Origin of the sequence: Cellulosimicrobium sp. I38E (assembly GCF_001647255.1) — a bacterium.
Lineage (GTDB): Bacteria > Actinomycetota > Actinomycetes > Actinomycetales > Cellulomonadaceae > Cellulosimicrobium > Cellulosimicrobium cellulans_E.
Window position 1 is genome coordinate 92,968 of record NZ_LUAZ01000050.1, and the last position, 23,666, is coordinate 116,633.

General features: G+C 74.2%; 21 protein-coding genes. 12 read left to right on the plus strand and 9 right to left on the minus strand.

All coding sequences use genetic code 11. The features are described 5' to 3' along the window. Positions 1-87 precede the first annotated feature (87 nt). Positions 88-2,868: an AAA family ATPase gene (locus A0J59_RS15815; protein ID WP_064316750.1), complete on the plus strand. Its 2,781-nt coding sequence runs from the start codon at positions 88-90 to the stop codon at positions 2,866-2,868. 13 nt (positions 2,869-2,881) lie between these two features. Here the strand turns inward: A0J59_RS15815 and A0J59_RS15820 are convergent, their stop codons facing one another. The 3 genes from A0J59_RS15820 to A0J59_RS15830 all read right to left on the minus strand — a co-directional run bounded on the left by A0J59_RS15820 (position 2,882) and on the right by A0J59_RS15830 (position 5,984). Further along, positions 2,882-3,664 carry an ABC transporter ATP-binding protein gene (locus A0J59_RS15820; protein WP_064316774.1) on the minus strand — a complete coding sequence of 261 codons (783 nt, stop codon included), beginning with the start codon at positions 3,662-3,664 and terminating at the stop codon, positions 2,882-2,884. Positions 3,665-3,786: 122 nt separating this feature from the next. Next, complete coding sequence (gene fepG, locus A0J59_RS15825) at positions 3,787-4,836, minus strand: iron-enterobactin ABC transporter permease (RefSeq protein ID WP_082140880.1); 1,050 nt, start codon at positions 4,834-4,836, stop codon at positions 3,787-3,789. 53 nt (positions 4,837-4,889) lie between these two features. Beyond that, on the minus strand, positions 4,890-5,984 hold the full coding sequence (locus A0J59_RS15830) for an iron chelate uptake ABC transporter family permease subunit (RefSeq protein ID WP_064316751.1): 1,095 nt from the start codon (positions 5,982-5,984) through the stop codon (positions 4,890-4,892). A 232-nt stretch (positions 5,985-6,216) separates the two neighbouring features. On the opposite strand from A0J59_RS15830, the gene idi reads away from it, so the two are divergent. Then, complete coding sequence (gene idi, locus A0J59_RS15835) at positions 6,217-6,813, plus strand: isopentenyl-diphosphate Delta-isomerase (protein ID WP_047230875.1); 597 nt, start codon at positions 6,217-6,219, stop codon at positions 6,811-6,813. 28 nt (positions 6,814-6,841) lie between these two features. Here the strand turns inward: idi and A0J59_RS15840 are convergent, their stop codons facing one another. Genes A0J59_RS15840 through A0J59_RS15850 form a run of 3 tightly spaced genes read right to left on the minus strand, consistent with a single transcriptional unit; the run spans position 6,842 to position 9,425 of the window. Further along, entirely contained in the window at positions 6,842-7,612 is a 771-nt protein-coding gene (locus A0J59_RS15840) for a hypothetical protein (protein ID WP_220084499.1), read from the minus strand. Beyond that, complete coding sequence (locus tag A0J59_RS15845; RefSeq protein ID WP_064316753.1) at positions 7,609-8,424, minus strand: hypothetical protein; 816 nt, start codon at positions 8,422-8,424, stop codon at positions 7,609-7,611. The genes A0J59_RS15840 and A0J59_RS15845 overlap by 4 nt, the downstream gene beginning before the upstream one ends. Continuing rightward, complete coding sequence (locus A0J59_RS15850; RefSeq protein ID WP_144425538.1) at positions 8,421-9,425, minus strand: hypothetical protein; 1,005 nt, start codon at positions 9,423-9,425, stop codon at positions 8,421-8,423. Before A0J59_RS15850 ends, A0J59_RS15845 begins: the two co-directional genes overlap by 4 nt. 191 nt (positions 9,426-9,616) lie before the next feature. Between A0J59_RS15850 and A0J59_RS15855 the strand changes: the two genes are divergently transcribed. Beyond that, positions 9,617-10,465: a class I SAM-dependent methyltransferase gene (locus tag A0J59_RS15855; protein ID WP_082919090.1), complete on the plus strand. Its 849-nt coding sequence runs from the start codon at positions 9,617-9,619 to the stop codon at positions 10,463-10,465. Between the two features lie 7 nt (positions 10,466-10,472). Here A0J59_RS15855 and A0J59_RS15860 read toward each other — a convergent pair whose 3' ends face one another. Then, a complete protein-coding gene (locus A0J59_RS15860; protein WP_047230872.1) occupies positions 10,473-11,540 on the minus strand; it encodes a LacI family DNA-binding transcriptional regulator in 1,068 nt (355 codons plus the stop codon). Between the two features lie 217 nt (positions 11,541-11,757). Between A0J59_RS15860 and A0J59_RS15865 the strand changes: the two genes are divergently transcribed. The 8 genes from A0J59_RS15865 to A0J59_RS15900 are packed head-to-tail and all read left to right on the plus strand — an operon-like array spanning position 11,758 to position 20,111. Beyond that, the gene (locus A0J59_RS15865) at positions 11,758-12,996 is read left to right on the plus strand and encodes an amino acid ABC transporter substrate-binding protein (protein ID WP_172820070.1); all 1,239 of its coding nucleotides are present in this window, start codon (positions 11,758-11,760) and stop codon (positions 12,994-12,996) included. A 7-nt stretch (positions 12,997-13,003) separates the two neighbouring features. Beyond that, the gene (locus tag A0J59_RS15870; protein WP_047230871.1) at positions 13,004-13,888 is read left to right on the plus strand and encodes a branched-chain amino acid ABC transporter permease; all 885 of its coding nucleotides are present in this window, start codon (positions 13,004-13,006) and stop codon (positions 13,886-13,888) included. Further along, positions 13,872-15,095 (plus strand): branched-chain amino acid ABC transporter permease, encoded by a 1,224-nt coding sequence (locus A0J59_RS15875; RefSeq protein ID WP_231581645.1) that lies wholly within the window; start codon positions 13,872-13,874, stop codon positions 15,093-15,095. Before A0J59_RS15870 ends, A0J59_RS15875 begins: the two co-directional genes overlap by 17 nt. After that, complete coding sequence (locus A0J59_RS15880; protein ID WP_047230870.1) at positions 15,092-15,850, plus strand: ABC transporter ATP-binding protein; 759 nt, start codon at positions 15,092-15,094, stop codon at positions 15,848-15,850. Before A0J59_RS15875 ends, A0J59_RS15880 begins: the two co-directional genes overlap by 4 nt. Then, positions 15,843-16,625 (plus strand): ABC transporter ATP-binding protein, encoded by a 783-nt coding sequence (locus A0J59_RS15885; RefSeq protein ID WP_237841047.1) that lies wholly within the window; start codon positions 15,843-15,845, stop codon positions 16,623-16,625. The genes A0J59_RS15880 and A0J59_RS15885 overlap by 8 nt, the downstream gene beginning before the upstream one ends. 8 nt (positions 16,626-16,633) lie before the next feature. After that, positions 16,634-17,842 carry a Gfo/Idh/MocA family protein gene (locus A0J59_RS15890; protein ID WP_197088703.1) on the plus strand — a complete coding sequence of 403 codons (1,209 nt, stop codon included), beginning with the start codon at positions 16,634-16,636 and terminating at the stop codon, positions 17,840-17,842. Continuing rightward, complete coding sequence (locus A0J59_RS15895) at positions 17,839-19,095, plus strand: dihydrodipicolinate synthase family protein (protein WP_082919091.1); 1,257 nt, start codon at positions 17,839-17,841, stop codon at positions 19,093-19,095. Before A0J59_RS15890 ends, A0J59_RS15895 begins: the two co-directional genes overlap by 4 nt. Further along, positions 19,092-20,111 (plus strand): sugar phosphate isomerase/epimerase, encoded by a 1,020-nt coding sequence (locus A0J59_RS15900; protein ID WP_082919092.1) that lies wholly within the window; start codon positions 19,092-19,094, stop codon positions 20,109-20,111. Before A0J59_RS15895 ends, A0J59_RS15900 begins: the two co-directional genes overlap by 4 nt. 81 nt (positions 20,112-20,192) lie before the next feature. Here the strand turns inward: A0J59_RS15900 and A0J59_RS21305 are convergent, their stop codons facing one another. Beyond that, a complete protein-coding gene (locus A0J59_RS21305; RefSeq protein ID WP_255365269.1) occupies positions 20,193-20,678 on the minus strand; it encodes a helix-turn-helix domain-containing protein in 486 nt (161 codons plus the stop codon). Between the two features lie 127 nt (positions 20,679-20,805). On the opposite strand from A0J59_RS21305, the gene A0J59_RS15910 reads away from it, so the two are divergent. Next, entirely contained in the window at positions 20,806-22,296 is a 1,491-nt protein-coding gene (locus A0J59_RS15910; RefSeq protein ID WP_064316754.1) for an MFS transporter, read from the plus strand. Positions 22,297-22,755: 459 nt separating this feature from the next. On the opposite strand, the gene A0J59_RS15915 is transcribed toward A0J59_RS15910, so the two are convergent. Further along, the gene (locus A0J59_RS15915; protein ID WP_047230867.1) at positions 22,756-23,664 is read right to left on the minus strand and encodes an SDR family oxidoreductase; all 909 of its coding nucleotides are present in this window, start codon (positions 23,662-23,664) and stop codon (positions 22,756-22,758) included. Positions 23,665-23,666 lie beyond the last annotated feature (2 nt).

Here is a 23,666-nt window from a genome sequence, read left to right on the forward strand (position 1 = left end):
CCGGTGACGGCGACGCGCGACGGGACGGGCCGGCGCGATGCTGGCACGACCGGGGACTGGCCCGGTCACGGAGGACGGGAGCACGCGATGGTGACGCGGACCGCGGAGGTGCTGGGTCAGGATCTGGTGGGCCGAGAGCGTGAGGTGCACGTGCTCGACGACCTCCTCGCCGGTGCGCGTGCCGGTCACGCCCAGGTCGTCGTCCTGCGCGGCGACGCGGGGGTGGGGAAGACCGCCCTCCTGCGGCGCCTCGAGGCCGCCGCGCACGGCTGCACCGTGCTGAGGGTGACCGGCGCGCGCTCGGAGTCGGGACTCGCGTACGCCGGGCTGCACCAGCTCGTGGCGCCGCTCGCGGACCGGTTCGACCGCCTGCCCCGGCCGCAGGCGACAGCGCTGCGCGCCGCCCTCGGTCTCGGGGACGACGGCCGGGCGCCCGATCCTTTCCTCGTGGGTCTCGCCGTCCTGCGGCTGCTCACGGAGTCGAGCGCGCGGCGTCCGACGGTCTGCCTGGTCGACGACGCCCACCGGCTCGACCCGGCGTCGTGCGACGTCCTCGCGTTCGTGAGCAGGCGGCTCGCCGGGGAGGCCGTCCTCGTCGCCTTCGCGACGTCGCCCTGGCCCGAGTCCGACGTGCTCGAGGGCTTCCGCGAGCTGGAGGTCTCGGGGCTCGCGGACCGCGACGCCCGGCGGCTGCTCCAGACGGTCGTCCCGGGCCCGCTCGACGACGGGGTCCTGCGCCGGGTCGTCTCCGAGGCCGGCGGGAACCCGCGCGTCCTCCTCGACGCCTCGCAGGGGCTGACCGTCGACCGGCTGGGAGGCGGCATCGCGACGCGGGCGCCGGCGACGGGTCCCCGCGACGTGCCGACGGCGCTGCTCGACCGGGTCGACCGCCTGCCGGAGACCACCCGGCGGCTGCTCCTCGTCGTCGCCGCGGAACCGCGGCAGGACCCCGTCGCGATCTGGCGCGCCGCGTTCTCGCTCGGCCTCGGCCCGGCGGACGCCGCGCCCGCGGAGGCCGACGGGCTGCTCGACGTCGCCGAGGCGCGGTTCGACCACCCCCAGGTCCGGTCGGCCGTCTACCGTCGGGCCTCGGCCGACGAGCGTCGGGCAGCCCACCGGGCGCTCGCGGGGACGACGGACCCCGCGCTCGATCCCGACCGGCACGTCTGGCACCTCGCGCACGCGACCACCGGGTATGACGAGGACGTGGCGGTCGCGCTGGAACGGTCGGCGGTCCGGGCCGTCGCGCACGGCGGTCTCGCGGCGGCGGCGGCGATCCGCGAGCTCGCCGTCGGGGTGACGCAGGATCCCGGGCTGCGCGCCGAGCGGGCGCTGCGCGCGGCCGAGGACATGCTCCGGTCCGGGGCGCTCGGGCGGGCGCAGCAGCTCCTCGCGATCGCGGAGGCGACCGAGCCGGGACCGCGCTGCGCCGCGGACGTGTACCGCCTGCGCGCCCACCTCGCCGCCTCGCGCGGCGACCAGGAGGCGGAGTCGCTGCTCGCCGCCGCGCGTCGCCTCGAGCCCGCCGACCCGACGGGGGCCCGCACGGTCTACCGCGACGCGTTCACGGCGGCCCTCGTCCGGGGGCGCCTCGCGCGTCGGGACGGGGTGGTCGCGGTCGCGGAGGCGGTCCAGGCCGCGCGTGGCCGGACGACGACCGGCGACGGCCCGGCGGGCGCGCTGCTCGGCGGGCTCGCCTCGACCGTGGTCGACGGCCCGGTCGGGGGCGCGCCGGAGCTGCGGGCCGCGGTGGGCGCGTTCGTCGGCGGTGCCGAACCGTCGGAGGACCCGGCCGGGTGGCTCGCCCTCGCGACGCTCGCGGCCGGTGCCCTGTGGGACGACGCGGCGTGGCGCGACCTGTCCGCACGGACCATCGCGGTCGCCCGGGAGAACGGCCGCCTCCCCGTGCTCCTCGACGCCCTGACGTCCCGCACCACCCTCGAGCTCCTGTCCGGGGACCTGCCGGCGGCCGAGCTCCTGGCGCGCGAGGCCGCGGCCGTCGCGACCGCCACCCACGGCGAGCACCCGTCCTCCGGGGACCTCCTGGTGGCCGCGTGGCGCGGCGACGAGCACGAGGTGGGTGCGCTCGTCGTGGACGGTGCGGGGCGGGCGGCCGCGTCCGGCGACGGTGCCTGGTCGACGCTGCGGGCCTGGTCCTCGGCCGTGCTGCACAACGCCCGTCGCGACCACGATCGGGCGCTGACGGCCGCCGCGGAGGGCAGCGCGCACCCGGAGGAGCTCGCGGTCGCCTCGTGGTCCGCGGTCGAGCTCGTCGAGGCGGCCGCGCGCTCGGGCGAGCCCGCGCGCGGGCTCGAGGCGGCGCGTCGCGTCGCCGAGGTCGCCGCGGCGTCGGGCACCGACTGGGCGGTCGGCGCGGCGGAGCTGTGCCGCGCGCTCGTCTCCGGCGGGACGGACGCCGAGAAGGGCTACCGGGGGGCGATCGAGCGGCTCTCGCGGACTCCGCTGCGCTTCGTCCTGGCGCGCGCCCACCTGCTCTACGGCGAGTGGCTGCGCGGCGCGGACCGTCGCACCGACGCCCGCGAGCAGCTCGGCCGTGCCCACGAGATGTTCGCCGAGATGGGCGCCCAGGGCTTCGCCGACCGCGCCCGCCGCGAGCTCGTCGCGTCCGGTGTGCACGCGTTGCGCCGTTCCGGCGGGGCCGCCGCCGATCTGACCGAGCAGGAGGCGGAGATCGCCCGGCTCACGGCGCTCGGCCACACGAACCCCGAGATCGCGGCTCGCCTGTTCCTCAGCCCGCGGACCGTCGAGTGGCACCTGCGGAAGATCTTCTCCAAGCTCGGGGTCGGCTCGCGCAAGGAGGTCCGCCAGGCCATCGGCTGGGCCGTCGAGGAGCGGATGGCCGGCTGAGCCCGACCCCGGGTCAGGCGCGGCGCGGGCGACCCTCGGGCACGACGAGCGGCGTTCCCGTCACGGGGTCGGCGATGATGCGGCACGGCAGGCCGAACACGTCCTCGACCAGCTCGGCCGTCACGACGTCGGCCGGCGCACCCTCGGCGACGACCCCGCCGTCCTTCATGGCGATGAGGTGCGTCGCGTACCGGCACGCGTGGTTGAGGTCGTGCAGCACCGCGACGAGCGTGTGCCCGCGGTCGCGGTTGAGGTCGGCGCACAGCTCCAGGAGCTCGATCTGGTGCGCGATGTCGAGGAACGTCGTCGGCTCGTCGAGCAGGAGGATGGGGGTCTCCTGCGCGAGGACCATGGCGACCCACACGCGCTGGCGCTGGCCGCCGGAGAGCTCGTCGACGAGGCGGCCCGAGAGCTCGGTCGTCCCGGTAGCGGCGAGCGCGCCGACCACGGCGGCCTCGTCCTCGCGCGACCACTGGCGCAGGAGCTTCTGGTGCGGGTAGCGCCCGCGCGCGACGAGGTCGGCGACGGTGATGCCCTCGGGCGCGATCGACGTCTGCGGCAGGAGGCCGAGGCGGCGCGCGACCTCCTTCGCGGGGATCGAGGAGATCGAGCGGCCGTCGAGCACGACCTGCCCCCGCGACGGCTTGAGCAGGCGCGACAGCGCGCGCAGCAGCGTCGACTTGCCGCACGCGTTCGGCCCGACGATCACCGTGAACGACCCGTCGGGGATGCTCACGTCGAGGTCGGAGGAGATGACGCGGTCGTCGTAGCCGACCGTGATCCCCTCGGCGTGCAGGCGGTCCGCGGGCGGGACGCGGGCCGCGCGCGCGTCGGTCGACGCGGCGGCGACGGTGTCGCTCGGGGCGGCCGCGAGGTTCGTGAGAGCCACCGGGGTCCTTCCGGTCTGCGGGTTGGTGGTCACTTGCGGGCCTCGCGCACGAGGAGCCAGACGAGGTAGGCGCCGCCGACGCTCACGGTGACGACGCCGACCGGGAGCTGGGTGGGCGCGAACGCGCGCTGGGCGACGAGGTCGCTCGCCGCGAGCAGGACGGCGCCCATGACGGCGGCGGGGAGGATCCGCACGCCCGCGGCGCCCGTGAGGCGGCGCGCGAGCTGCGGGGCGGCGAGCGCGACGAACGCGATGGGCCCGGCCGCCGCGGTGACGAGCGCTGTGAGCGCGACGCCGACGATGACGAGGGCGAGGCGCACCCGCTCGCTGCGCAGGCCGAGGGCGGCCGCGGCGTCGTCCCCGAGCTCCAGCAGCCCCATGCGCGGCGCGAGCCACACGAGCGGCAGCGCGAGGAGCGCCGCGAGCACGCACGCGGGCACGGCCTGCGCCCAGGTCATGCCGTTGAGCGACCCGGCGCCCCACACGGCGGCCGCCATCGCGGTCTCGAGGTCCGCCTTGATGATGAGCCACTGGTTGACGGACGCGAGCATCGCGGACACGGCGATGCCGACGATGATGAGCCGGAACCCCTGGACCCCGCGCCGGTACGCCAGGAGGTACACGACCCCCGCGGTGACGATGCCGCCGACGAGCGCGCCCGCCGCGACACCGACGTACCCGCCGCCGAGCAGCATGATGACGACGAGCGCGCCCGTGTACGCGCCGGTGTTGAACCCGATGACGTCGGGGCTGCCGAGCGGGTTGCGCGTGAGGGACTGGAAGATCGCGCCGCTCGCGCCGAGCGCCGCCCCGAGCACGAGCGCCATGAGCGCGCGCGGCAGGCGCCACTCCACGACGACCATGTGGACGGGACCGTCGGCCGCCCCCACGAGCGCCTGGAGGACCTGCGGGACCGTGAGCGGGTAGTCGCCGGTGGTCAGCGCGACGACGCCGATCGCGAGCGCGACGAGCAGCAGCACCGCGCACACGCCGAGCGTGCGCAGGTCGAGCCGGAGGCTCGCGCGGCCGCCGAGTGCGCGCACCACCCGCGTGGGGCGGCCGAAGTCGACGCGGTGCACGCCGCCGCCGCGCACGGACGGGCCTACGGGCGCGTCGTCCCGGACCGGGGCGCTCACAGCCCGCTCGCCTTCGAGCGGCGCACGAGCGCGATGAGGACGGGGGCGCCGACGAACGCGGTGACGATCCCGACCTGGAGCTCGCCGGGCATGACGACGACGCGGCCGACGACGTCGGACACGAGCAGCAGGACCGGCGCGAGCACGGCCGAGTACGGGAGGATCCAGCGCTGGTCGGGGCCGACCGTCCAGCGCGCGACGTGCGGCACCATGAGCCCGACGAACGCGATCGGCCCGGCGGCCGCCGTCGCGGCGCCGCACAGCAGCATGACCGCGGCGCCGACGAGGATGCGCGTGCGCCCGACGTGGGCGCCGAGCGAGCTCGCGAGGTCGTCGCCGAGCGCGATGGTGTTGAGCGGGCGGGCGACGACGATCGCGATGACGAGCCCGACCACGACGAACGGCGCGATCGTGCCGGCCATCTCCATCGTGCGCCCGGCGAGCGAGCCGGCACCCCAGAAGCGCATGCGGTCGAACGCCGCGGGGTCGAGCAGCGTGATGCCCTGCGAGATGCCGCCCAGGACCGCCCCGAGCGCGACGCCCGCGAGGGTCAGGCGCACCGGCGTCGCTCCCCCGCGCCCCTGCGACCCGATGGCGTAGACCGCGACGGTCGCCACGACCGCCCCGGCGAACGCGAACCAGATGAAGGACTGGATGTCCGTGAACCCGAGGAACGCGACCGCGAGCACGACGGCGAACGCGGCTCCGGCGTTGACGCCGAGGATGCCCGGGTCGGCCAGCGGGTTGCGCGTCATGGCCTGGATGAGCCCGCCCGAGACCCCGAGCGCGGCGCCGACCAGGAGGCCGACGATCGTGCGCGGCAGCCGCAGGTCGCGGATGATCACGTGGTCGCCCGAGCCGTCGTACCCGGTGAGCGCGTCCCAGACGGTGCCGAGCGGGACCGGCTTGGAGCCGACGACCAGGCTGAGCACGATCGCGAGCACGAGGACCACGACGGCGACGAGGAGCCCGAGGCTGCGCCCCGCGTTGGTGCGGGCGACCCCGGCCGGTCGGTCGTCGCGGTCCGTCGCGGGCCGGAGCGTCCCGTCGGGGACGCCGGCCGGCGCGTCGGCGGTCGCGGGCGAGGTCATGGTGCTCGGATCTGCTCGGGGGCGCGTGCCCGGTCGGTCGTCTGCGAGTGAGGTTACCCTCACCTTAATTCACTCCGGGGTGGGCTCGGCAAGACGGTGCGACGAGCCGTCGGGGTGACTCCCCTCACGGCCGCGCCGCGCCCGGCCCTCCCCCCCGGGCCCCGCCACGGGCGTCCCACCGACTCCTGACAGCGTTTCCCCGTCCCGGACCGGCGTGTGCGAGAGTGGCCGCATGACCTCGCACGTCCCCGTCGCCGCCGACCACGTCGTCACCGTCGACGACCAGGGTCGACGGACCGGCACCTTCGAGCGCGCCGCGGTCCACACGACCGAGACGCCCCTCCACCTGGCCTTCTCCTGCTACGTGCTCGACGACGCGGGCCGCCTCCTGCTCACGCGGCGCGCGCTCGCGAAGCGCACGTGGCCGGGGGTGTGGACCAACTCCTTCTGCGGGCACCCGCGCTGGACCGAGACCACCGAGGAGTCGATCGTCCGCCACGCGCGGCACGAGCTCGAGCTCGAGATCGCGGGCCTCGAGGTCGCGGTGCCGGGCTTCCGCTATCGCGCCGTCGACGCCTCCGGCGTCGTGGAGAACGAGATCTGCCCGGTCTACGCGGCGCGCGCGGCGGGCACGGTCGAGCCGAACCCCGACGAGGTCATGGAGACCGCCTGGGCGGACCCGCGCGACGTCGCGCGCGCGGTCGCCGCCACCCCGTGGGCGTTCAGCCCGTGGATGGTGCTCCAGGTCGCCGCTCTCGGCGCCGCGAGCACCGAGGGCGACGGCCCGACGGCGCGCCTCGCCGCGGCGTTCGGACCCACCTCCGCCTGACGCCGGCGGTCGACCGCCCGCGAGGCGCTCAGCGCGTCGTCTGCGGGTGCCGCGCCCGCGCGCTGCGCAGCCGCTCCGGGACCGCGAGACGGTCCGCGCCCTGCGGCGACACCTGCACGGGCTGCGCGGGCAGGGCGAGCGCCTCGACCTGCTCCGCGCCCGGCACCCCGGCCGCGCGCGTGGCGTCGCCCAGCGCGCGGACGACCTGCTCCTGGCGACGCGGGTCGCGGGCCGAGAAGACCCAGAGGTCGACGGCCGTCGCGGTCGCGAGGTCGACGTGCAGCCCCCGCGCGCGCGCCTGCCGGAGCTGGCTCGGCGCGACCCCCACGAAGGTCACGGTGCGGCGCGACCAGAGCACGGTGCGCGACGCCGTCGACACGCCGCGGTCGGTGAGCAGCAGACCGAGGGTGCGCGGGCTCGCGACGGCGGCGCGCACGGTCCGCACGTCGAATGCCGCGAAGGGCACCGCGACCGGACGCAGGAACGGGGCGAACGAGCCGACGAGGATCCCGTGGTCGAGCACGACCAGCTTCTCGGACCCGAGGAACCAGAGGATCACGGCGGCGATCGCCGCGAACGACGGCAGGAGGTAGCCGATCGCGGCGGGCCCCGCGTTCCCCACGAGCGCCGGCCCGACGGAGAACACGAGCACCACGACCACCGTCACCGCCCACGCCGGGGCGTTCGGCGTCGCCGCCGACACGTGCCGGACCGTGCCGAGGCCCGACAGCTCGGCGTGGTGGCGCACCTTGCGCGTCGCGCGCGCACCGGTCACGGTCCCCGCCATCGGCCCGCTCATCGGCCGAGCAGCTCGAGCGGGAGACGGCGGACCGTGGCCGCCCCGACCTCGGAGAGCGTGAGCGACGTCGGTGCGCCGTCGGCCCCGTGCTCGCCGCCCCGGACGGTGTACACGCCGTCGGGGGTCGCGTAGACGCTCACCTGCTCCAGGACGTCGGAGCCCGCGTGCACCGCGCCGAGCGTCGTCACGGCCAGCGCTCCCGCGAGCTCCGGCAGGCTCGACGCCCGGGCGGCGAAGTCGTCGGGCGTGAACGTCTGGGAGCGACCGTCGAGCAGGGCCTGGGAGGCCGGGTCGACGAAGACCGCGAGCCGACCCGCGAGCTCGGACAACGGGTAGACGCTGAACGCGTGGTGGCCGCTGGGGGCGACCTCCTCCTCGAGCACGCGGTCGTCCTCGTGGAGGTAGACGTACACCCAGTGCCGGCCGAGCGACGTCGTGCGCTCGACGGACAGGATCGCGTGCGCCGTGCGGCGCAGGACGAGCGGACCCGTGATCTCCGGGACGGCCTCGATGCCGACGGCCGGCCGGCCGTCCACGGGCTCGGCCGCGGCCGCGTCCTCGCTCGGCACGACCATGCCGCGGGCGAGGAGCGAGCGGAGCGCGACGCGGCCCACGAGCGCGCGGTCCGCGCCCTCCTGCGCGTCGAGCCACGGGACCGCCACGAGCTGGGGGTTCTGGAGCCCGTCGAGGATGACGATCTCCTCGTCGGTGAGCGTGACGACGTGCGTGACCTCGCCCGCGACGGCCCGTTCCAGCGCGCTCTCGGCCGCGGCGATGTCCGACGCGGACCACCGCATGGTCTGCTGGGTCACGAGAAGAGCCCTCCGACGAAGTCACCGGCGGCGGAGAGGCCGTCGCCGATCGCGTCCCCGACGTCGGACGCGACGTCCCCGATCGTATCGACCGCGTCGCCCGCGAAGTCCGTCACGGTGTTCCACCCGTCGGCGAGGTACGGGCCGGGGTTGGTGGCGAACCCGGAGATCGCGTCCCAGTTGTCGACGACCAGGTTCCCCAGCGCCCAGGCGCCCGCGACGACGCCCGCGCCCACCACGATCCCGATGCCCACGGGATTGGTGAGCATGCCCGCCATCATGAGCATCGTCCCCGCGCCGCCCACGACCGACAGGCCGCCCATGACGCGGTCGACGCCGCCCCGGACGCCGTCGTACTCGGTGTTGAACATCTGGTTGACGCCGCCGATGACGCCGAACAGGCCGCCGACGCCGCCCACGAGCCGGCCCGCCGTCCCGAGCCCGCCCAGGAACCCCATCGCGTCGTCGAGGACCATGCCGCGCGCGAAGACCGACGCGCTCGCGGCGGCGTCGGACAGGTCGGCGAGGCGGCTGGCCTGGAGGAACGCGGTGAGGGACTGGCCGACCTTCCAGGCCTTCAGCCCGTCGAGGACGTACGTCCCCGCCTCCACGAGGGTCTCACCGACGTCCCAGATCGACCCGGCGAGCGGGGTCCCGCCACCGAGCGGCCCGCCGCCGGGGCCCGTGGGCACGCCCGGGCCGGGCACGCCGGGAGACGGGATCGTGCCGCCCTCGGTGCTCGTCAGGTACTGCTCGTCGGCGTTGCGCAGCACCGCCTGCGACGCCTCGGCGAGCGTCTGGCTCACCCCGCGCAGGAGCGCCACCGAGGACCCGGTCCACTCGCCCCGGAACTGGTCGGCGTCCCCACCCTGCCACCGGCCAGCGGCCTCCACGAGGCCGCTGACCTCGGACGTCGTGCTCACGAGCTGGTCGGAGGCGGAGCGCAGCGACTGCGCGAGCCTCCTCAGCTCAGTGACGTCGGCGCCCCACATCCCGCTCACGTCGTCCTCGTCCCCTCGTCGGTCGATCCGTGTCCCCGCCGCGCCCCGTGCGTCACGGAACGCACGAAACGGGCATCGGGGAGGCTACCGCGCGCACGCGCCTCGCGGCGATGGGGAGGACTCCCCGTCGGGTCTCTGCCGGCTCGGCGTGCGCGTTCGGCGTCGGCGCCGGGGCGGGTGACAATCGACCCATGCCTGCCGCGGTCCCCGACACCCCCGCCACCTCCGACCGGGCGGCCGACGTGCCCGTCCCCGCCCGGGACGCCTCGTTCGAGGAGCACGTCGCCTGGGCCCGTGCCGTGCCGGTGGTCGGGTTCGACCTCTCGCCCGTGGCGGAGCGCGTCGTCGAGGACCCGCTGCCGTGGGACTACGCCGCGCTCGCGCGCGAGCTGGTCGGCAGCGGCCGCGGCCCGGTGCTCGACCTGGGGACCGGCGGCGGCGAGCTCCTGTCCACGTTGGGACCGCTGCCCGCCGGGTCGGCGGCGACGGAGGGCTGGGCGCCCAACCTGCCCGTGGCCCGACGCCGGCTCGAGCCCCTGGGCGTCGAGGTGCGGTCCGTGGAGGGCGACGACGAGCAGCTCCTGCCGTTCTTCGACGGCCAGTTCGCGGTCGTGCTGGACCGGCACGAGGAGTTCGACCCCGACGAGGTGCTGCGTGTGCTCGAGCCGGGCGGGGTGTTCCTCACCCAGCAGGTCGACACCCGCGACGGCCTGCGGCTCAACACGGCGCTCGGCGTCGAGCTGCCGTGGGACCCGGACTCGGTGACGCTCGAGGCCGCGGTCGAGGTGCTGCGGGACGCGGGCTTCGTCGTCGACGTGGCGCGTGAGCACGAGGGGCTGCGCCGCTTCCGCGACCTGTCGTCCGTGCTCTGGTACCTCAAGCTCATCGCGTGGCAGGTGCCCGACCTCGCCTCGCTGTCGCCCGAGGCGGTCGCCCGGTACGAGGCTCCGCTGCGGGCCCTGCACCTGCACCTCGCCGCGGGCCACGAGTTCGTCGACGAGGCCCCGCGCTTCCTCGTCGTGGCCCGCAAGCCCTTCTGAGACGCCCTCACCCAGCCCACAGCGGGCCGGGGCGGGGTGGGGCCGTGGAGTCGCGGACCACGAGCTCGTGGTCGGTGCGCTTGCGGCGCGGTCGGCCCGACGGCGGCCGGAGCGCCAGCTCGAACGCCGTCGCGCCCATCTCGCTCATCGGGAGGCGCACCGTGGTCAGCGCGGGTGCGAGGTCCTGGGCGACCTGGATGTCGTCGAACCCGGTGACGGACATGTCGCGCGGCACGACGACGCCGCGCTCGCGCAGGAGCGAGAGCACCCCGGTGGCCATGGCGTCGTTGAGCGCGAGGATCGCCGTCGTGTCCGGGCGCTGGGCGAGGATCCGCTGCGTGGCGTCGCGCCCACCCTCGCGCGTGAAGGGCGCGTGGACGACGAACAGGTCGTCCGGGTCGAGGCCGTGGGCCGCGACCGCGCTCCGGATGCCGGCGGTGCGGTCGGCGACGGTGGTGAGCCGCTCGGGCCCGGCGGCGATGGCCAGGCGGCGGTGGCCCAGCCCGAGGACGTGGTCCGTGAGGCTCGCGGCCGCGGCCTCGCTGTCCGGGAGCACGGCGTCGCTGTGCAGGTGGTGCCGCCCGATGACGACGACCCGCCCCCCGGCCTCCTGGAACGCCTCGAGCTCGCGCGCGGCGTCGGCCTCCATCGCGGGCTCGACGTACCCGGACCCGGCGACGAGGATGACGCCCACGCGGTGCGCGCGCATGAGCCGGATCTGCGTGACCTCGGCGCTGGGCTCGCGCTCGGTGTGGCTGATCTGGACGCTCCAGCCGTGCTCGGTCGCGACGCGCACGACGCCGCTCGCGATCTCGGAGAAGTAGGGGTCGCCGATCTCGTAGACGAGCAGGCCCGCGACCGACGTGGTGCCCCCGGCGAGCGTGCGCGCGTGCGGGTTGGCGATGTAGCCCATCTCCGTCGCGACCTCCCGGACGTGCTCCGCGAGCACCTCCGAGACGCCGTCGCTGCCCGACAGCGCGCGCGACGCGGTCGCGAGCGACACGCCCGCGCGCTCGGCGACGTCGACCAGCCGCAGCGCGCTCCGGCCCTTCGTGGTCCGACCCTCTCGACGCACCCCTGCTCCGCTCGTCCGTGCGTCGCCCGGTCGGCGGCCCGAGGGCCCTCCCCGACGTGACGCTTGCCACATCCGCTGTCCGCACCGTACTCTAGCGGAAGCGCTTACGAAAGCGCTTTCGCAAACAGGCAGTCTCGTACGGAGCAGTACGGCCTCAGGTCTTCACTACGACGAAGTAGGGAGAGTCACGTCCATGCATTCTCGGTCGACTCCACGGATGTCCACCCGCCCCCGTTCACGCCGCGCGCTCGCCCTCGCGGCCGGCGTGTCCGCGACGGCGCTCGTCCTCACGGCGTGCTCCGGCGGGTCCGACGGCGAGGGCGGAGGCGGCGGGTCCGACGACCCGATCGTCATCGGTATCTCCCTCCCGCTCACCGGCGACTTCTCCGAGCCCGGCAAGGGCGTCCAGCGCGGGTACGAGGCCTGGGCGCAGTTCGTCAACGAGGACGGGGGCCTCCTCGGGCGGCAGGTCGAGCTCAAGATCCTCGACGACCAGTCCAACGCGGACCGCGTGGTCCAGGACTACGAGGCGCTCATCGCCCAGGACGAGGTCGACCTCGTGTTCGGGCCGTTCTCGACGCGCCTCGTCGTGCCGAGCGCCCGCGTCGCCGAGGAGTACGGGATGCTCTTCGTCGAGCCGGCCGGCGCCGCGAACGAGGTCTTCGAGCAGGGCTTCGAGAACCTCTTCTACGCCGCCCCCGCCGTCGCCGACGACCACTACAACTACCTCGCCGACCACATCCTCGACATGCCCGAGGGCGAGCGTCCGCAGACGGTCGCGGTGGCCTCGATGGACGACCCCTTCGCCCAGGGCACGGCCTACGGCCTGCGCGACAAGCTCGCCGACGCCGGTCTCGAGATCGTCGTCGACGAGGTGTACCCGCCCAACACGACCGACTTCTCCTCTATCGCCGCGAAGATCAACGACTCGGGCGCGGACATGGTCATCGGCGGCACGCAGTACCAGGACGCGGTGAACCTGATCGTGGCCCTCCAGCAGCTCAACTACCAGCCGCAGCTCGCGGCGTTCTCCACCGCGCCGACCAACCCGGAGTTCTCCGCGGCGATCGGCTCCAAGACCGAGGGCATCCTCTCGCCCACCGGCTACACCGAGACCGCGAGCTGGCCGTCCAACGTCGACTTCGTCGAGCGGTACACGGAGCTGCACGGCAACCCGCCCGGCGAGGACGAGGCCAACGCGTACACGACCGGCCAGGTCGTCGCCGCCGCGGTCGAGGCCGTGGGCTGCGCCGAGCAGGGCGAGTGCCAGCAGGAGCTCATCTCGTGGCTGCGCAGCAACGAGGTCGAGACCGTCGTCGGGCCGCTGACCTGGGACGAGACGGGCAAGCCGCAGGGCGCCCACCTCATCCAGCAGTACGTGGACGGCGAGATCCAGATCGTCCTGCCGCAGGACGCCAAGGAAGCCGAGTTCGTCTTCCCCAAGCCGGCCTGGTGATCGCCTCGTGACAGGAACGCTCCTCTTCCAGAGCCTCGTGCTCGGCGTGCTGCTGGGAGGGCTCTACGCCCTCCTGGCAGCGGGCCTCACCCTGTACTTCGGCGTGATGCGCGTCGTGATGATCGCCCACTCGGCGTTCCTCATCCTCGCCGCGTACCTCGCCTGGTTCTTCAACCAGCAGACCGGCATGGACCCGCTGCTGTCGCTCGTCGTCACCGTGCCGCTGTTCTTCCTCGTCGGCGTGGGCATGCAGCGCCTGCTCATCACGCGCCTGCGGCCCGCGACGCTCACGATGATGTCCGTCCTCCTCACGTTCGCCGTCGCGCTCTTCATCGAGGGCATGATCGGCTTCGTCTGGAGCGGCACGCAGCGGCGCATCCAGCTTCCCTACTCGGGCGCGAGCATCGAGTTCTTCGGGGCGCGGATCGCCGTCGTGAAGCTCGTCGCCTTCGGGCTCGCGGCGCTCTCGCTCGCGCTGCTGTACCTGCTCATGAAGCACAGCCGGTTCGGCCAGGCGCTGCGCGCGACGATCCAGCACCGCGAGGCCGCGCAGCTCGTCGGCATCAAGACCGACCGCGTCGCGGGCTACGGCTTCGGCCTCGGCCTCGCGACCGCCGCGATCGGCGGGACCGCGCTGTCGCTCGACGCGACGATCTACCCGTCGCTGCACTGGCACTGGATCGGCCCGCTCATGGCGATCATCGTCGTCGGCGGCCTGGGGTCCATCCCGGGCGCCGCGATCGCCGCCATGGTGCTCGGCATCGGCCAGAGCCTGCTCCAGGTGCCGCTCGGCACCACGTGGGCGCAGACCATCTTCTACGTCGCGCTGTTCGCGACGCTGATGCTGCGGCCCCAGGGATTCTTCGGAGGTCGCCTTGCCCAACGCTTCTGACACCCGTCCCGCGAGCCGCCGCGCGGCCGCACGCACGGTGCCCGACGGCGCAAGCACGGCCTCGGCCGTCGTCGCACCCACCGCACGCCGCCCCTGGGGCCGCGTCGTCCGCCTCGCCGCGCTCGTCGTCCTCGCCGTGCTCGTCCTGGCCTTCCCGACGATGGCGCCCAACGCGTACATCCTGTCGGCCGGCATCGTCGTCCTCAGCTACGCGTGCACCGCGACCGCCTGGAACTTCATGGGCGGCTTCACGGGGTACGTCTCGCTCGGCCACGCCGCGTTCTTCGGGCTCGGTGCGTACGGCACGGGCCTGCTGATCCGCGACGTCGGGCTCCCGAGCTTCGTCGCGTGGCTCGTCGCCGGCGCGCTCGTCCTGCTCGTCACCATCCCCGTCGGGATCGCGGCGCTACGCGTGCGCGGCGCGTCGTTCGTCATCGTGTCCATCTCGTTCGTCCTCATCCTGCTGCTCGTCTTCCAGGCGTGGGGCTCCTTCACGGGCGGTTCCGACGGCCTCGTCGTCCCGCGCCCGTTCCCGGACCTGCTGCGGCCCGAGCACCACCGCACGTTCTTCTACCTCTTCGCCGCGCTGCTCGTCGTCATGCTCGTCGCGTGGTGGGCGATCGACCGCTCGCGCTTCGGCACCGGGCTCAAGGCGATCCGCGAGGACGAGGACAAGGCCCAGGCGCTCGGCGTCCCGACGCGCAACTACAAGCTCGTCGCCTACGTCGTCTCGGCGACGTTCACCGGCCTCGCGGGCGGCATGTACGCCCTGTGGTTCGGCGACCTCGACCCGATCTTCCAGTTCTCCATCATGCTCGGCTCCTACATGGTGCTCATGGCCCTCTTCGGCGGCGTCCGGCACCTCTTCGGCCCGCTCCTCGGCGCCGTCGTCGTCGGCACCGGGCTGGAGTACTTCAAGCTCGAGTTCGGCGACACCCAGTTCCACCTCGTCGCCACCGCCCTGCTGCTCGGGGTCGTCGTCCTCTTCATGCCGGACGGGATCATCCCCGCGGCCCAGGCCCTCTTCAAGCGCTTCGGCCCGCAGGACTCCTCGATCCGCGAGATGACCGCGGCCGAGCTCCTCGAGCGCAACCGCGCCGCGGCCGCCGAGCCGACGGCCGAGCCGACCGCCGCCGTCACGCAGCAGGGACAGCACGCGGACGGCGAGCCGACCGCGGAGGGCACGGGAGAGGAGAAGGACCGATGAGCACGACGACCGCACCCCCGACGACCCGCAACCTCGAGACCGTCGGCCTCACCAAGTCGTTCGGCGGCGTCCACGCCGTCCGCGACGCGACGGTCACGTTCCAGCACGGCAAGATCAACGCGCTCATCGGCCCGAACGGGTCGGGCAAGACGACGTTCTTCAACTGCGTGACGGGCATGATCAAGCCGGACTCCGGCACGGTCACGTTCCGCGGCGAGGACATCACGCGGCGCGCGCCGCACAAGATCGCGCGCGCCGGGATCGGGCGCAGCTTCCAGCTCTGCCGCGTGTTCCCCCGCATGACCGTCCTCGAGAACATGCTCGTCGCGGTCCGGCGCACGACGGTGCGCGAGCTGCTCGCCGGGGCGCGCAACCCCGAGGAGATCGACAAGGCGCGCGCGCTGCTCGTGCGCGTCGGCATCGACCACCTGGAGAACGTCGAGGCGCGCAACCTGTCCTACGGGCAGCAGAAGCTGCTCGAGCTCGCGGGCGTCCTCATGGGCGACCCCGACACGATCATGCTCGACGAGCCGGCGGGCGGCGTGAACCCCGCGCTCATCGGGCGCATCGGGACGCTCGTGCAGGAGCTCAACGCCGAGGGCAAGACGTTCCTCGTCGTCGAGCACAACATGGACATGGTCATGAGCCTGTCCCACCACGTCATCGTGTTCGACCGGGGCCGGCCGATCGCCGAGGGCACCCCCGCCGTCGTGCAAGCCGACCCGCGAGTGCTGGAGGCCTACCTTGGTGTCTGACCCGACCCCCGGGACGGGGGCGAAGCAGGAGTACCTCCTCGAGCTGGACGACATCCAGGCCGGGTACGGCCGCGCGGCGATGGTGCTGCGCGGGCTGACCATCAAGGTCCCGGCAGCCACGGTCGTGTGCCTCGTCGGGCCCAACGGCGCGGGCAAGTCGACGGTGCTCAAGGTCGCGAGCGGGCTGCTCAAGCCGCGCTCGGGCCGCATCCTCGTCGGTGGGCGCGACGTCACGGGCCAGGGGCCGCAGGAGATGCTCACGTCCGGACTGGCGCACGTGCTCCAGGGCCACAGCGTGTTCCGCGAGATGACGGTCGCGGAGAACGTGCTCCTCGGCGCGTACACCCTGCGCGACAAGCAGAAGATCGCGGAGCGCGTGGCGTTCGTGCAGAACCTCTTCCCCATCGTGGGCGAGCGGTGGAAGCAGCTCGCGGGCCTGCTGTCCGGCGGACAGCAGAAGCAGGTCGAGTTCGCGCGCTCGCTCATGGTGAGCCCGGAGGTCGTGCTGCTCGACGAGCCGTCGATGGGCCTCGACCCCAAGACGACGTCGACCGTGTTCGAGCAGGTCGTGCGCATGCGCGACGCCGGCGTCGCGGTCCTGCTCGTCGAGCAGAACGCGCGCCGCGCGCTCGAGACGGCGGACATCGGGTGCGTGCTCGACCTCGGCCGCGTCCACATCACCGGACCCGCGCCCGAGCTCCTCGCCGACCCCCAGCTCTCCGAGCTCTACCTCGGCGGCCGGCCCGCCGAGCGCTCGCTCTCGCAGAACGGATGACCGCCAGCATGACCAGCCAGACCACGGACGCCGCAGGGGGCGACCGACCGACCACCCGTACCGTGCGCATCGTCATGAACGGCGTGACCGGGCGCATGGGGTACCGCCAGCACCTCGTGCGCTCGATCCTCGCGATCCGGGACGACGGCGGCGTCGAGCTCGACGACGGCACGCGCCTCCAGGTGGAGCCCGTGCTCGTGGGCCGCAACCGCGCCAAGCTCGCGGAGCTCGCCGCGCGCCACGGCGTCGCCGAGTACACGACCGACCTCGACGCGGCGCTCGCGGACCCGACGGCCACGATCTACTTCGACGCGCAGGTCACGTCGGAGCGGACCAAGGCGATCCTCAAGGCGCTCGCGGCGGGCAAGCACGTGTACACGGAGAAGCCGATCGCGGAGTCGGTCGCCGAGGGCGAGGAGCTCGCCGAGGCGGCGCGCGCGGCCGGGGTGATCCACGGCGTCGTGCACGACAAGCTGTACCTGCCCGGCCTGCTCAAGCTGAAGCGGCTCATCGACGGCGGGTTCTTCGGCCGCATCCTGTCCGTCCGCGGCGAGTTCGGGTACTGGGTGTTCGAGGGCGACTGGCAGCCCGCGCAGCGCCCCAGCTGGAACTACCGCGCCGAGGACGGCGGCGGGATGGTCCTCGACATGTTCTGCCACTGGAACTACGTGCTGGAGAACCTGTTCGGGCCGGTCGAGGCGGTCATGGCGAAGGCCGTGACCCACATCCCCGAGCGCTGGGACGAGCACGGCAAGCCCTACGCCGCGACGGCCGACGACGCGGCGTACGGGATCTTCGAGCTCGCCGGGGCGGACGGCCCGATCCTCGCGCAGGTGAACTCGTCGTGGGCGGTGCGCGTGGACCGGGGCGAGCTCGTCGAGTTCCAGGTCGACGGGACGCACGGGTCCGCGGTGGCAGGGCTGTTCGGGTGCCGCATCCAGTCCCGGGCCCGCACGCCCAAGCCCGTGTGGAACCCGGACCTGCCCACCGACCAGGACTTCCGTGCCCAGTGGGAGCAGATCCCGGACAACCAGGAGTTCGTCAACGGGTTCCGCGCGCAGTGGGAGGAGTTCCTGCGCGACGTCCACGCCGGGCGCCCGCACCCCTACGACTTCGACGCCGGCGTGCGCGGCCTGCGCCTCGTGGACGCGGGGTACACGTCGTCGCGCGAGGGGCGGCGGGTCGAGCTGGGCGCGGCGTCCGGGGCGGGGGCGTGAGCGGCGCGGGCGGGGTGCGGATCCCGCTGGCCGACGGCGGTACGCGGTTCGTCGAGCTGCGTGCGCCCCGCCAGTGGGCGGACCACCCCGGCCCGTACGCCTCGCGCGTCGCGTTCGCGGCGGCGCACGTCGTCGCGGACCCGCGGGGCGAGAACGTCCTGGGCGCGCCCGCCGTCGTCGACTGGGACTCGACCCTCGCGTTCCGGCGGCACCTGTTCCGGTACGGGCTGGGCGTCGCCGAGGCGATGGACACCGCGCAGCGCAACATGGGTCTCGACTGGCCCGCGGTCCAGGAGCTCGTGTCGCGCAGCGCGGCGCAGGCCCAGGAGCTCGGCGCGCGCATCGCGTCGGGCGCGGGGACCGACCACCGGTCGCCCGAGGACCTGCGGACCGTGGACGACGTGATCGGCGCGTACGCCGAGCAGGTCGAGTTCGTCGAGGGCACGGGGTCGCAGGTCATCCTCATGGCGTCGCGGCACCTCGCGCGCGTCGCGACGTCGGCCGACGACTACGTGCGCGTGTACGACGCGATCCTGTCCCAGGTGCGCGAGCCGGTCGTGCTGCACTGGCTCGGCGAGGCGTTCGACCCGAACCTGCGCGGGTACTGGGGGTCCGGGGACGTCGACACCGCGACCGCGACGTTCGTCGACCTCGTGCGGGCGCACGCCGACCGCGTCGACGGGGTCAAGGTGTCCCTGCTCTCGGCGGCGCACGAGGTCGGTCTGCGCGCCGTACTTCCCGAGGGTGTCCGGTTGTACACGGGCGACGACTTCCACTACCCCGAGCTCATCCGGGGCGACGGCGAGCGGCACTCCGACGCGCTCCTCGGCGCGTTCGCGGCCGTCGCGCCCGCCGCCTCGGCCGCGCTGACGGCGCTCGACGACGGCGACCTCGACCGCTACGACGCCGAGATGGCCCCGACGCTCGCGCTCTCCCGGCACGTCTTCGAGGCGCCGACGTACTACTACAAGACCGGCATCGCGTTCCTCGCGTGGCTGTCGGGTCATCAGCCCGGCTTCACGATGGTGGGGGGCCTCCAGTCGGCGCGGAGCGTCGTCCACCTCGCGCGGGCCTTCGAGCTCGCGAACGAGGCACGCCTCCTGCCGGACCCGGACCTCGCCGCGCACCGCCTCGGCCTCGTGCTCGCGGCGGCGGGCATCGAGGTCGGCACCGAGGTCGGTTCCGCAACGAGTCCAGCGGCGTCCGCCACTGCCGCGTCTGCCCGGGCGGACCTCGACGAGGTGGTCGCATGAGCACCGAGATCTCGGAGTTCCCGTCCTCCGGCCCCCGGTCTTCCGCCGACCAGGTGGTCTTGGCTCGTGCTGGTGGCGGGACGGACCAGGACCACCTGTTCGGCGGGGCGGGCCTCGTGGACGTGCCGAGCGGGGTGGCCGCGCGGGTGCCGACGCCGGAGCCCGGCGATCCTCGGCTCGCGCGGCTCTCCCTGAACCAGCGGACGACGGCGCACTGGTCGCTGCGCGAGGCGATCGACGGGTGCGTCGCCGCGGGGCTCCCGGCGATCGGCGTCTGGCGCGAGCCGGTCGCGGAGGTCGGGCTCGACACCGCGGTGCGGTGGGTGCAGGACGCCGGGCTACGGGTGTCGTCCGTGTGCCGCGGCGGCTTCTTCACCGCGAGCGACCCGGACGCGCGCGCCGCGGCCCACGCGAGCAACCTCGCCGCGATCGCCGAGGCGGCTGCGCTCGGGGCGCCCACGCTCGTCCTCGTCCCGGGCGGCCTGCCCGACGGCGACCGCGACCTGATGGGTGCACGGGCGCGCGCGGCGGAGGCGATCGCCGCCCTCGTCCCGGCGGCGCGCGACGCGGGCGTGACGCTCGGCATCGAGCCGATGAACCCGATCTTCGCGGCGGACCGCGGCGTCGTCTCGACGCTCGAGCAGGCCCTCGACCTCGCGGAACCGTTCGCACCCGCGGAGGTGGGCGTCGTCGTCGACACCTACCACCTGTGGTGGGAGCCGAAGGTCCACGAGCAGATCGCCCGGGCGGGCGCCGCAGGACGGATCGTCAGCTACCAGGTGTGCGACTGGATCACGCCGCTGCCCGCGGACACGTTGCTGGGCCGCGGCATGATGGGCGACGGCCACGTCGACTTCACCGCGTTCACGCGCTCGGTCGCCCAGGCGGGCTACACGGGCGACGTGGAGGTCGAGATCTTCCACGCCGACGTCTGGGCCGCACGCGGCGCGGACGTCGTCGCGACCCTCGCCCGCCGCTACGTGGAGCTCGTCGAACCCCACCTCACCACCCCGTGAGTGCAGGAGGCGGTCGCGTCCGGACGTGCCGGGCGCGACCATTTCCGCACTCGACGGGTGTGCATGCCCTCACGGGGTGGGTCAGAGGTCCTGGAGCGACGCCTCGCGCTCGTCGTAGGCGCTGCGCGCTGCCGCGATGCGCTCCTGGTGCGCCTCGGTCCACACCACGAGCGCCTTGGTCGTCGCGTGGAGCGAGCGGCCCATCTCGGTGAGGGCGTAGTCGACGCGCGGCGGGACGGTCGGGTAGACCGTGCGCTCGACGATGCCGTCGCGCTCGAGCTGGCGCAGCGTGCGCGACAGCATGCGCTGGCTGATCCCGTCGATCTCCCGCTTGAGCTCCGTGAACCGCATGACCCGGCGGTCGAGCAGCGCGATGGCGAGCAGCGACCACTTGTCCGCGATGCGGTCGAGGATCTGGCGCACCTCGCAGTCCTCGCGCGCGTCCCACTGCCAGACGTCGACGTCGCTCTCCCACCTCGACGGCGGGCGCGGGTCGCAGACCTCGGCCGCGGCGACGTCGTCGTGCGCGCCAACGGGCCCGACCTCGGGCCGCTGCTGCGCCGCCACGGTATCTCCGGTGATACCAGGTACGTCGAATGTGCCGTCTTCCATGCCTCCCGATCCTGACCCACGATGGGCTCGGTATCAAGAGGTAACCGAGTACCGAGAGGTGCTCCGGAGGAAGGGGACGTCCATGACCGACGGGACCACGAGCCGCCACGAGAGCGCGCGGGCGGCCGCACGCTTCACCCTCCGGGACTGGGGGCTGCTCCTCGTGCTGTGCGGGGCGATCTTCCTCGAGGGCAGCGACATCGCGATGCTCTCCGTCGCGCTCCCCGGGATCCGCGCCGACCTGGGGCTCGCGACGGGCGAGCTCGGCGGGGTCGTGACGGCCTACGTCGTCGGGTACGGCGGGTTCATGCTCCTCGGCGGGCGCGCGGCCGACCTCTACGGCCGACGCCGCATGTTCGTCCTGTGGCTGCTCGTGTTCCTCGTGTTCTCCGGGCTCGGTGGCTTCGCGACCGACGGGTGGATGCTCCTCCTGTCGCGGTTCGTGACGGGCGTCGCGGCAGGGTTCCTCACGCCGGCCGGGATGTCGCTCATCACCACGTCGTTCGCCGAGGGCCCGCGCCGCAACCGCGCGCTCGTCGTCTACGGTGCCGCGGGCGCGGCGGGCTTCTCGCTCGGGCTCGTGGTGGGCGGGCTCCTGGCCGCGATCCACTGGCGGTGGGTCTTCTTCGCCCCGGTGCTCCTCGCCGTGGTGCTCCTCGCGCTCGCCCTGGTGACGGTCCCGCGCGACCCGACGACCCGAGACCGTGGCGCGCTCGACGTGCTCGGCGCCGTGCTGGCGACGAGCGCCATGGTCCTGCTCGCCGTCGGCATCGTGCGCCTCGAGCACCCGGTCGAGGGGGTCGCGTGGACCGTCGGTGCGCTCGCGGGCGGGGCGGCGCTCCTCACGGCGTTCGTCGCCCGCCAGCGCCGGGCCCCGCACCCGCTCCTGCCGCTGCGGCTCTTCCGCTCGACCGAGCTCGTGCGGGCGAACGTCACGGCCGTGCTCTTCGCGGGCGGGTTCTACGGGTTCCAGGTGCTCCTCACGCTCTATCTCCAGGAGCTGCGCGGCTGGACGCCGCTCCAGACCGGTCTCGCGATGCTCCTCATGGCGATCGACGTCGTCCTGGCGCCCGTCCTCACGCCGCGCCTCGTGGAGCGCTTCGGCGTGCCGCGCGTGATCGTCGGGGGGCTCGTCGCCGGGACGCTCGCCGCGGCGTGGTTCCTCGCGTCCGGGCTCGACTGGACGTACGCCCTCATGGTCCCGTCGTTGGCGCTCGTCGGGGTGGCTTTCGCGCTGGTCTACGGGCCGATCGCCATCGCGGCGACGACGGGCGTGAGCGACGCCGAGCAGGGCGTGGCGGGCGGGGTGCTCAACACGTCGTTCCAGCTCGGCGCGGCGATCGGCATCTCCGCGGCGACGGCCGTCAGCGTCGTCGCACTCGGGGACGGCACGGGCCGGGAGGCCGGCCTGGCTGCGTTCCACACCGCGCTGTGGGTGCCCGTCGTCGCGTTCGCCCTCGCGGCCGTCGCGATGGGGGCGCCGCGGCGACGTCGGGCCGTCGTCGAACCGGCCGCTCCCGCTGCCGCCGACACCGCGACCCCCGCCCCGGAGCCGGCCTCCGCCGCCCGCTGAGTGCCGGAGACAGTCGCGTCCGGCACGTCCGGGCGCGACGATCTCCTGCACCCAGCGCGGGGACGCGGGCAGCGAGAAGCCCGCGGGCTGGAGGGTTCCTCCTGTCGTGCTGGACGAGGGCACGACACCCGCGGGCTCCGGTGGTTGCGTGGTACTCGCTCGCCGTCGGGCGCCTCCCCTCGGGAGACCCCGCCCGGTTCACGGGCTCACCGCATCCGGTCCGTTGCTGGATCGGTTGCGCGACGACTAGCGCGCAACCACCTCACGAGTCCGAAGAATCTTCACTTCCAGGACCACCTCCTTTCGCGTGTACGACGACGGTACGTCCGCCCCTGCGGACCGCGCCAGGGGATTTCGCGCACGGCGTGGAGACGCCGAGATCGACCCGCCCGTCGCCGGATCGACCCACCGAGGGTCGATCTCGGACGTGCGGGTCGATCTCGCGGTGGCGCGCCAGGTTCAGGCGGGACGGAGGTGCGCCCACTCCTCGGGGTAGTCGTCGAGCCACGCGGCGAACGACTGCGCGGGGCGCTCGACGAGCCGGGGCACGGTGTCGCTCACGTGCGCGAGCTCGCCCGCGTCGATCGCCGTGTACGACGACACCCAGCCGTCGACCTCGAACCGCGGCACCCCGTAGCGCTCGCGCGACGCGTAGGCCTCGTCGAGCGCCTCGGCGTGGTACCTGATGTCGCGGCCCGTCGCGGCGGTCAGGGCTTCCGCGACCTCGCCGAGCGTGAGGGCCTCCGGCCCTGTGACGTCGTAGGTGGCCCCGTCGTGGCGGTGCGCGTCGGCGTCGAGCAGGACGACGGTCGCGACGTCCGCGATGTCGTCGTGCGACACGGACGCGACCCGTCCGTCGCCCGCGGGCCCGCGGATCACGCCGTCGTCGCCGACCATGAGCGCGAGCCCGCGGTGGTAGAGGTTGTCGCGCAAGAACGTGTGGCGCACGCCCGTAGCGCGGATGTACTCCTCGGTGCGCCAGTGGTCGCGGGCGAACGTGAAGACGGCGTCCGGCGCCGCGCCGACGAACGACACGTAGACGACGTGCCCGACCCCGGCCGCGATGGCGGCGTCGACCGCCGCGCGGTGCTGCGCGACGCGGTCGAGGTCTTCCCGGGCGGAGACGAGGAACACGGTGTCGACGTCCGTGAACGCCGCGACCATCGCCCGCGTGTCGGTGTACCCGCCGACGACGGCGACGTCCGACTCCGGGAGCGGGTCGTCGCCGAGGCGGGGCGCCCGCGCGGCGTCGCGCACGACGAGCCGCTGCCTCGCGCCCTCGGCGGCGAGGCGGAACGCGAGCTTCGACCCCAGGATCCCGCTCGCGCCCGTCACGGCGATCCGCCCCGACCGCGCCCCGATCATCATGT

Coding starts and splice junctions, on each gene's coding strand:
- A0J59_RS15815 (WP_064316750.1), top strand. CDS start 88: ATGGTGACGCGGACCGCGGAGGTGCTGGGTCAGGATCTGGTGGGCCGA.
- A0J59_RS15830 (WP_064316751.1), bottom strand. CDS start 5,984: ATGACCTCGCCCGCGACCGCCGACGCGCCGGCCGGCGTCCCCGACGGG.
- idi (WP_047230875.1), top strand. CDS start 6,217: ATGACCTCGCACGTCCCCGTCGCCGCCGACCACGTCGTCACCGTCGAC.
- A0J59_RS15840 (WP_220084499.1), bottom strand. CDS start 7,612: ATGAGCGGGCCGATGGCGGGGACCGTGACCGGTGCGCGCGCGACGCGC.
- A0J59_RS15855 (WP_082919090.1), top strand. CDS start 9,617: ATGCCTGCCGCGGTCCCCGACACCCCCGCCACCTCCGACCGGGCGGCC.
- A0J59_RS15865 (WP_172820070.1), top strand. CDS start 11,758: ATGTCCACCCGCCCCCGTTCACGCCGCGCGCTCGCCCTCGCGGCCGGC.
- A0J59_RS15880 (WP_047230870.1), top strand. CDS start 15,092: ATGAGCACGACGACCGCACCCCCGACGACCCGCAACCTCGAGACCGTC.
- A0J59_RS15890 (WP_197088703.1), top strand. CDS start 16,634: ATGACCAGCCAGACCACGGACGCCGCAGGGGGCGACCGACCGACCACC.
- A0J59_RS15900 (WP_082919092.1), top strand. CDS start 19,092: ATGAGCACCGAGATCTCGGAGTTCCCGTCCTCCGGCCCCCGGTCTTCC.
- A0J59_RS15910 (WP_064316754.1), top strand. CDS start 20,806: ATGACCGACGGGACCACGAGCCGCCACGAGAGCGCGCGGGCGGCCGCA.
- A0J59_RS15915 (WP_047230867.1), bottom strand. CDS start 23,664: ATGATGATCGGGGCGCGGTCGGGGCGGATCGCCGTGACGGGCGCGAGC.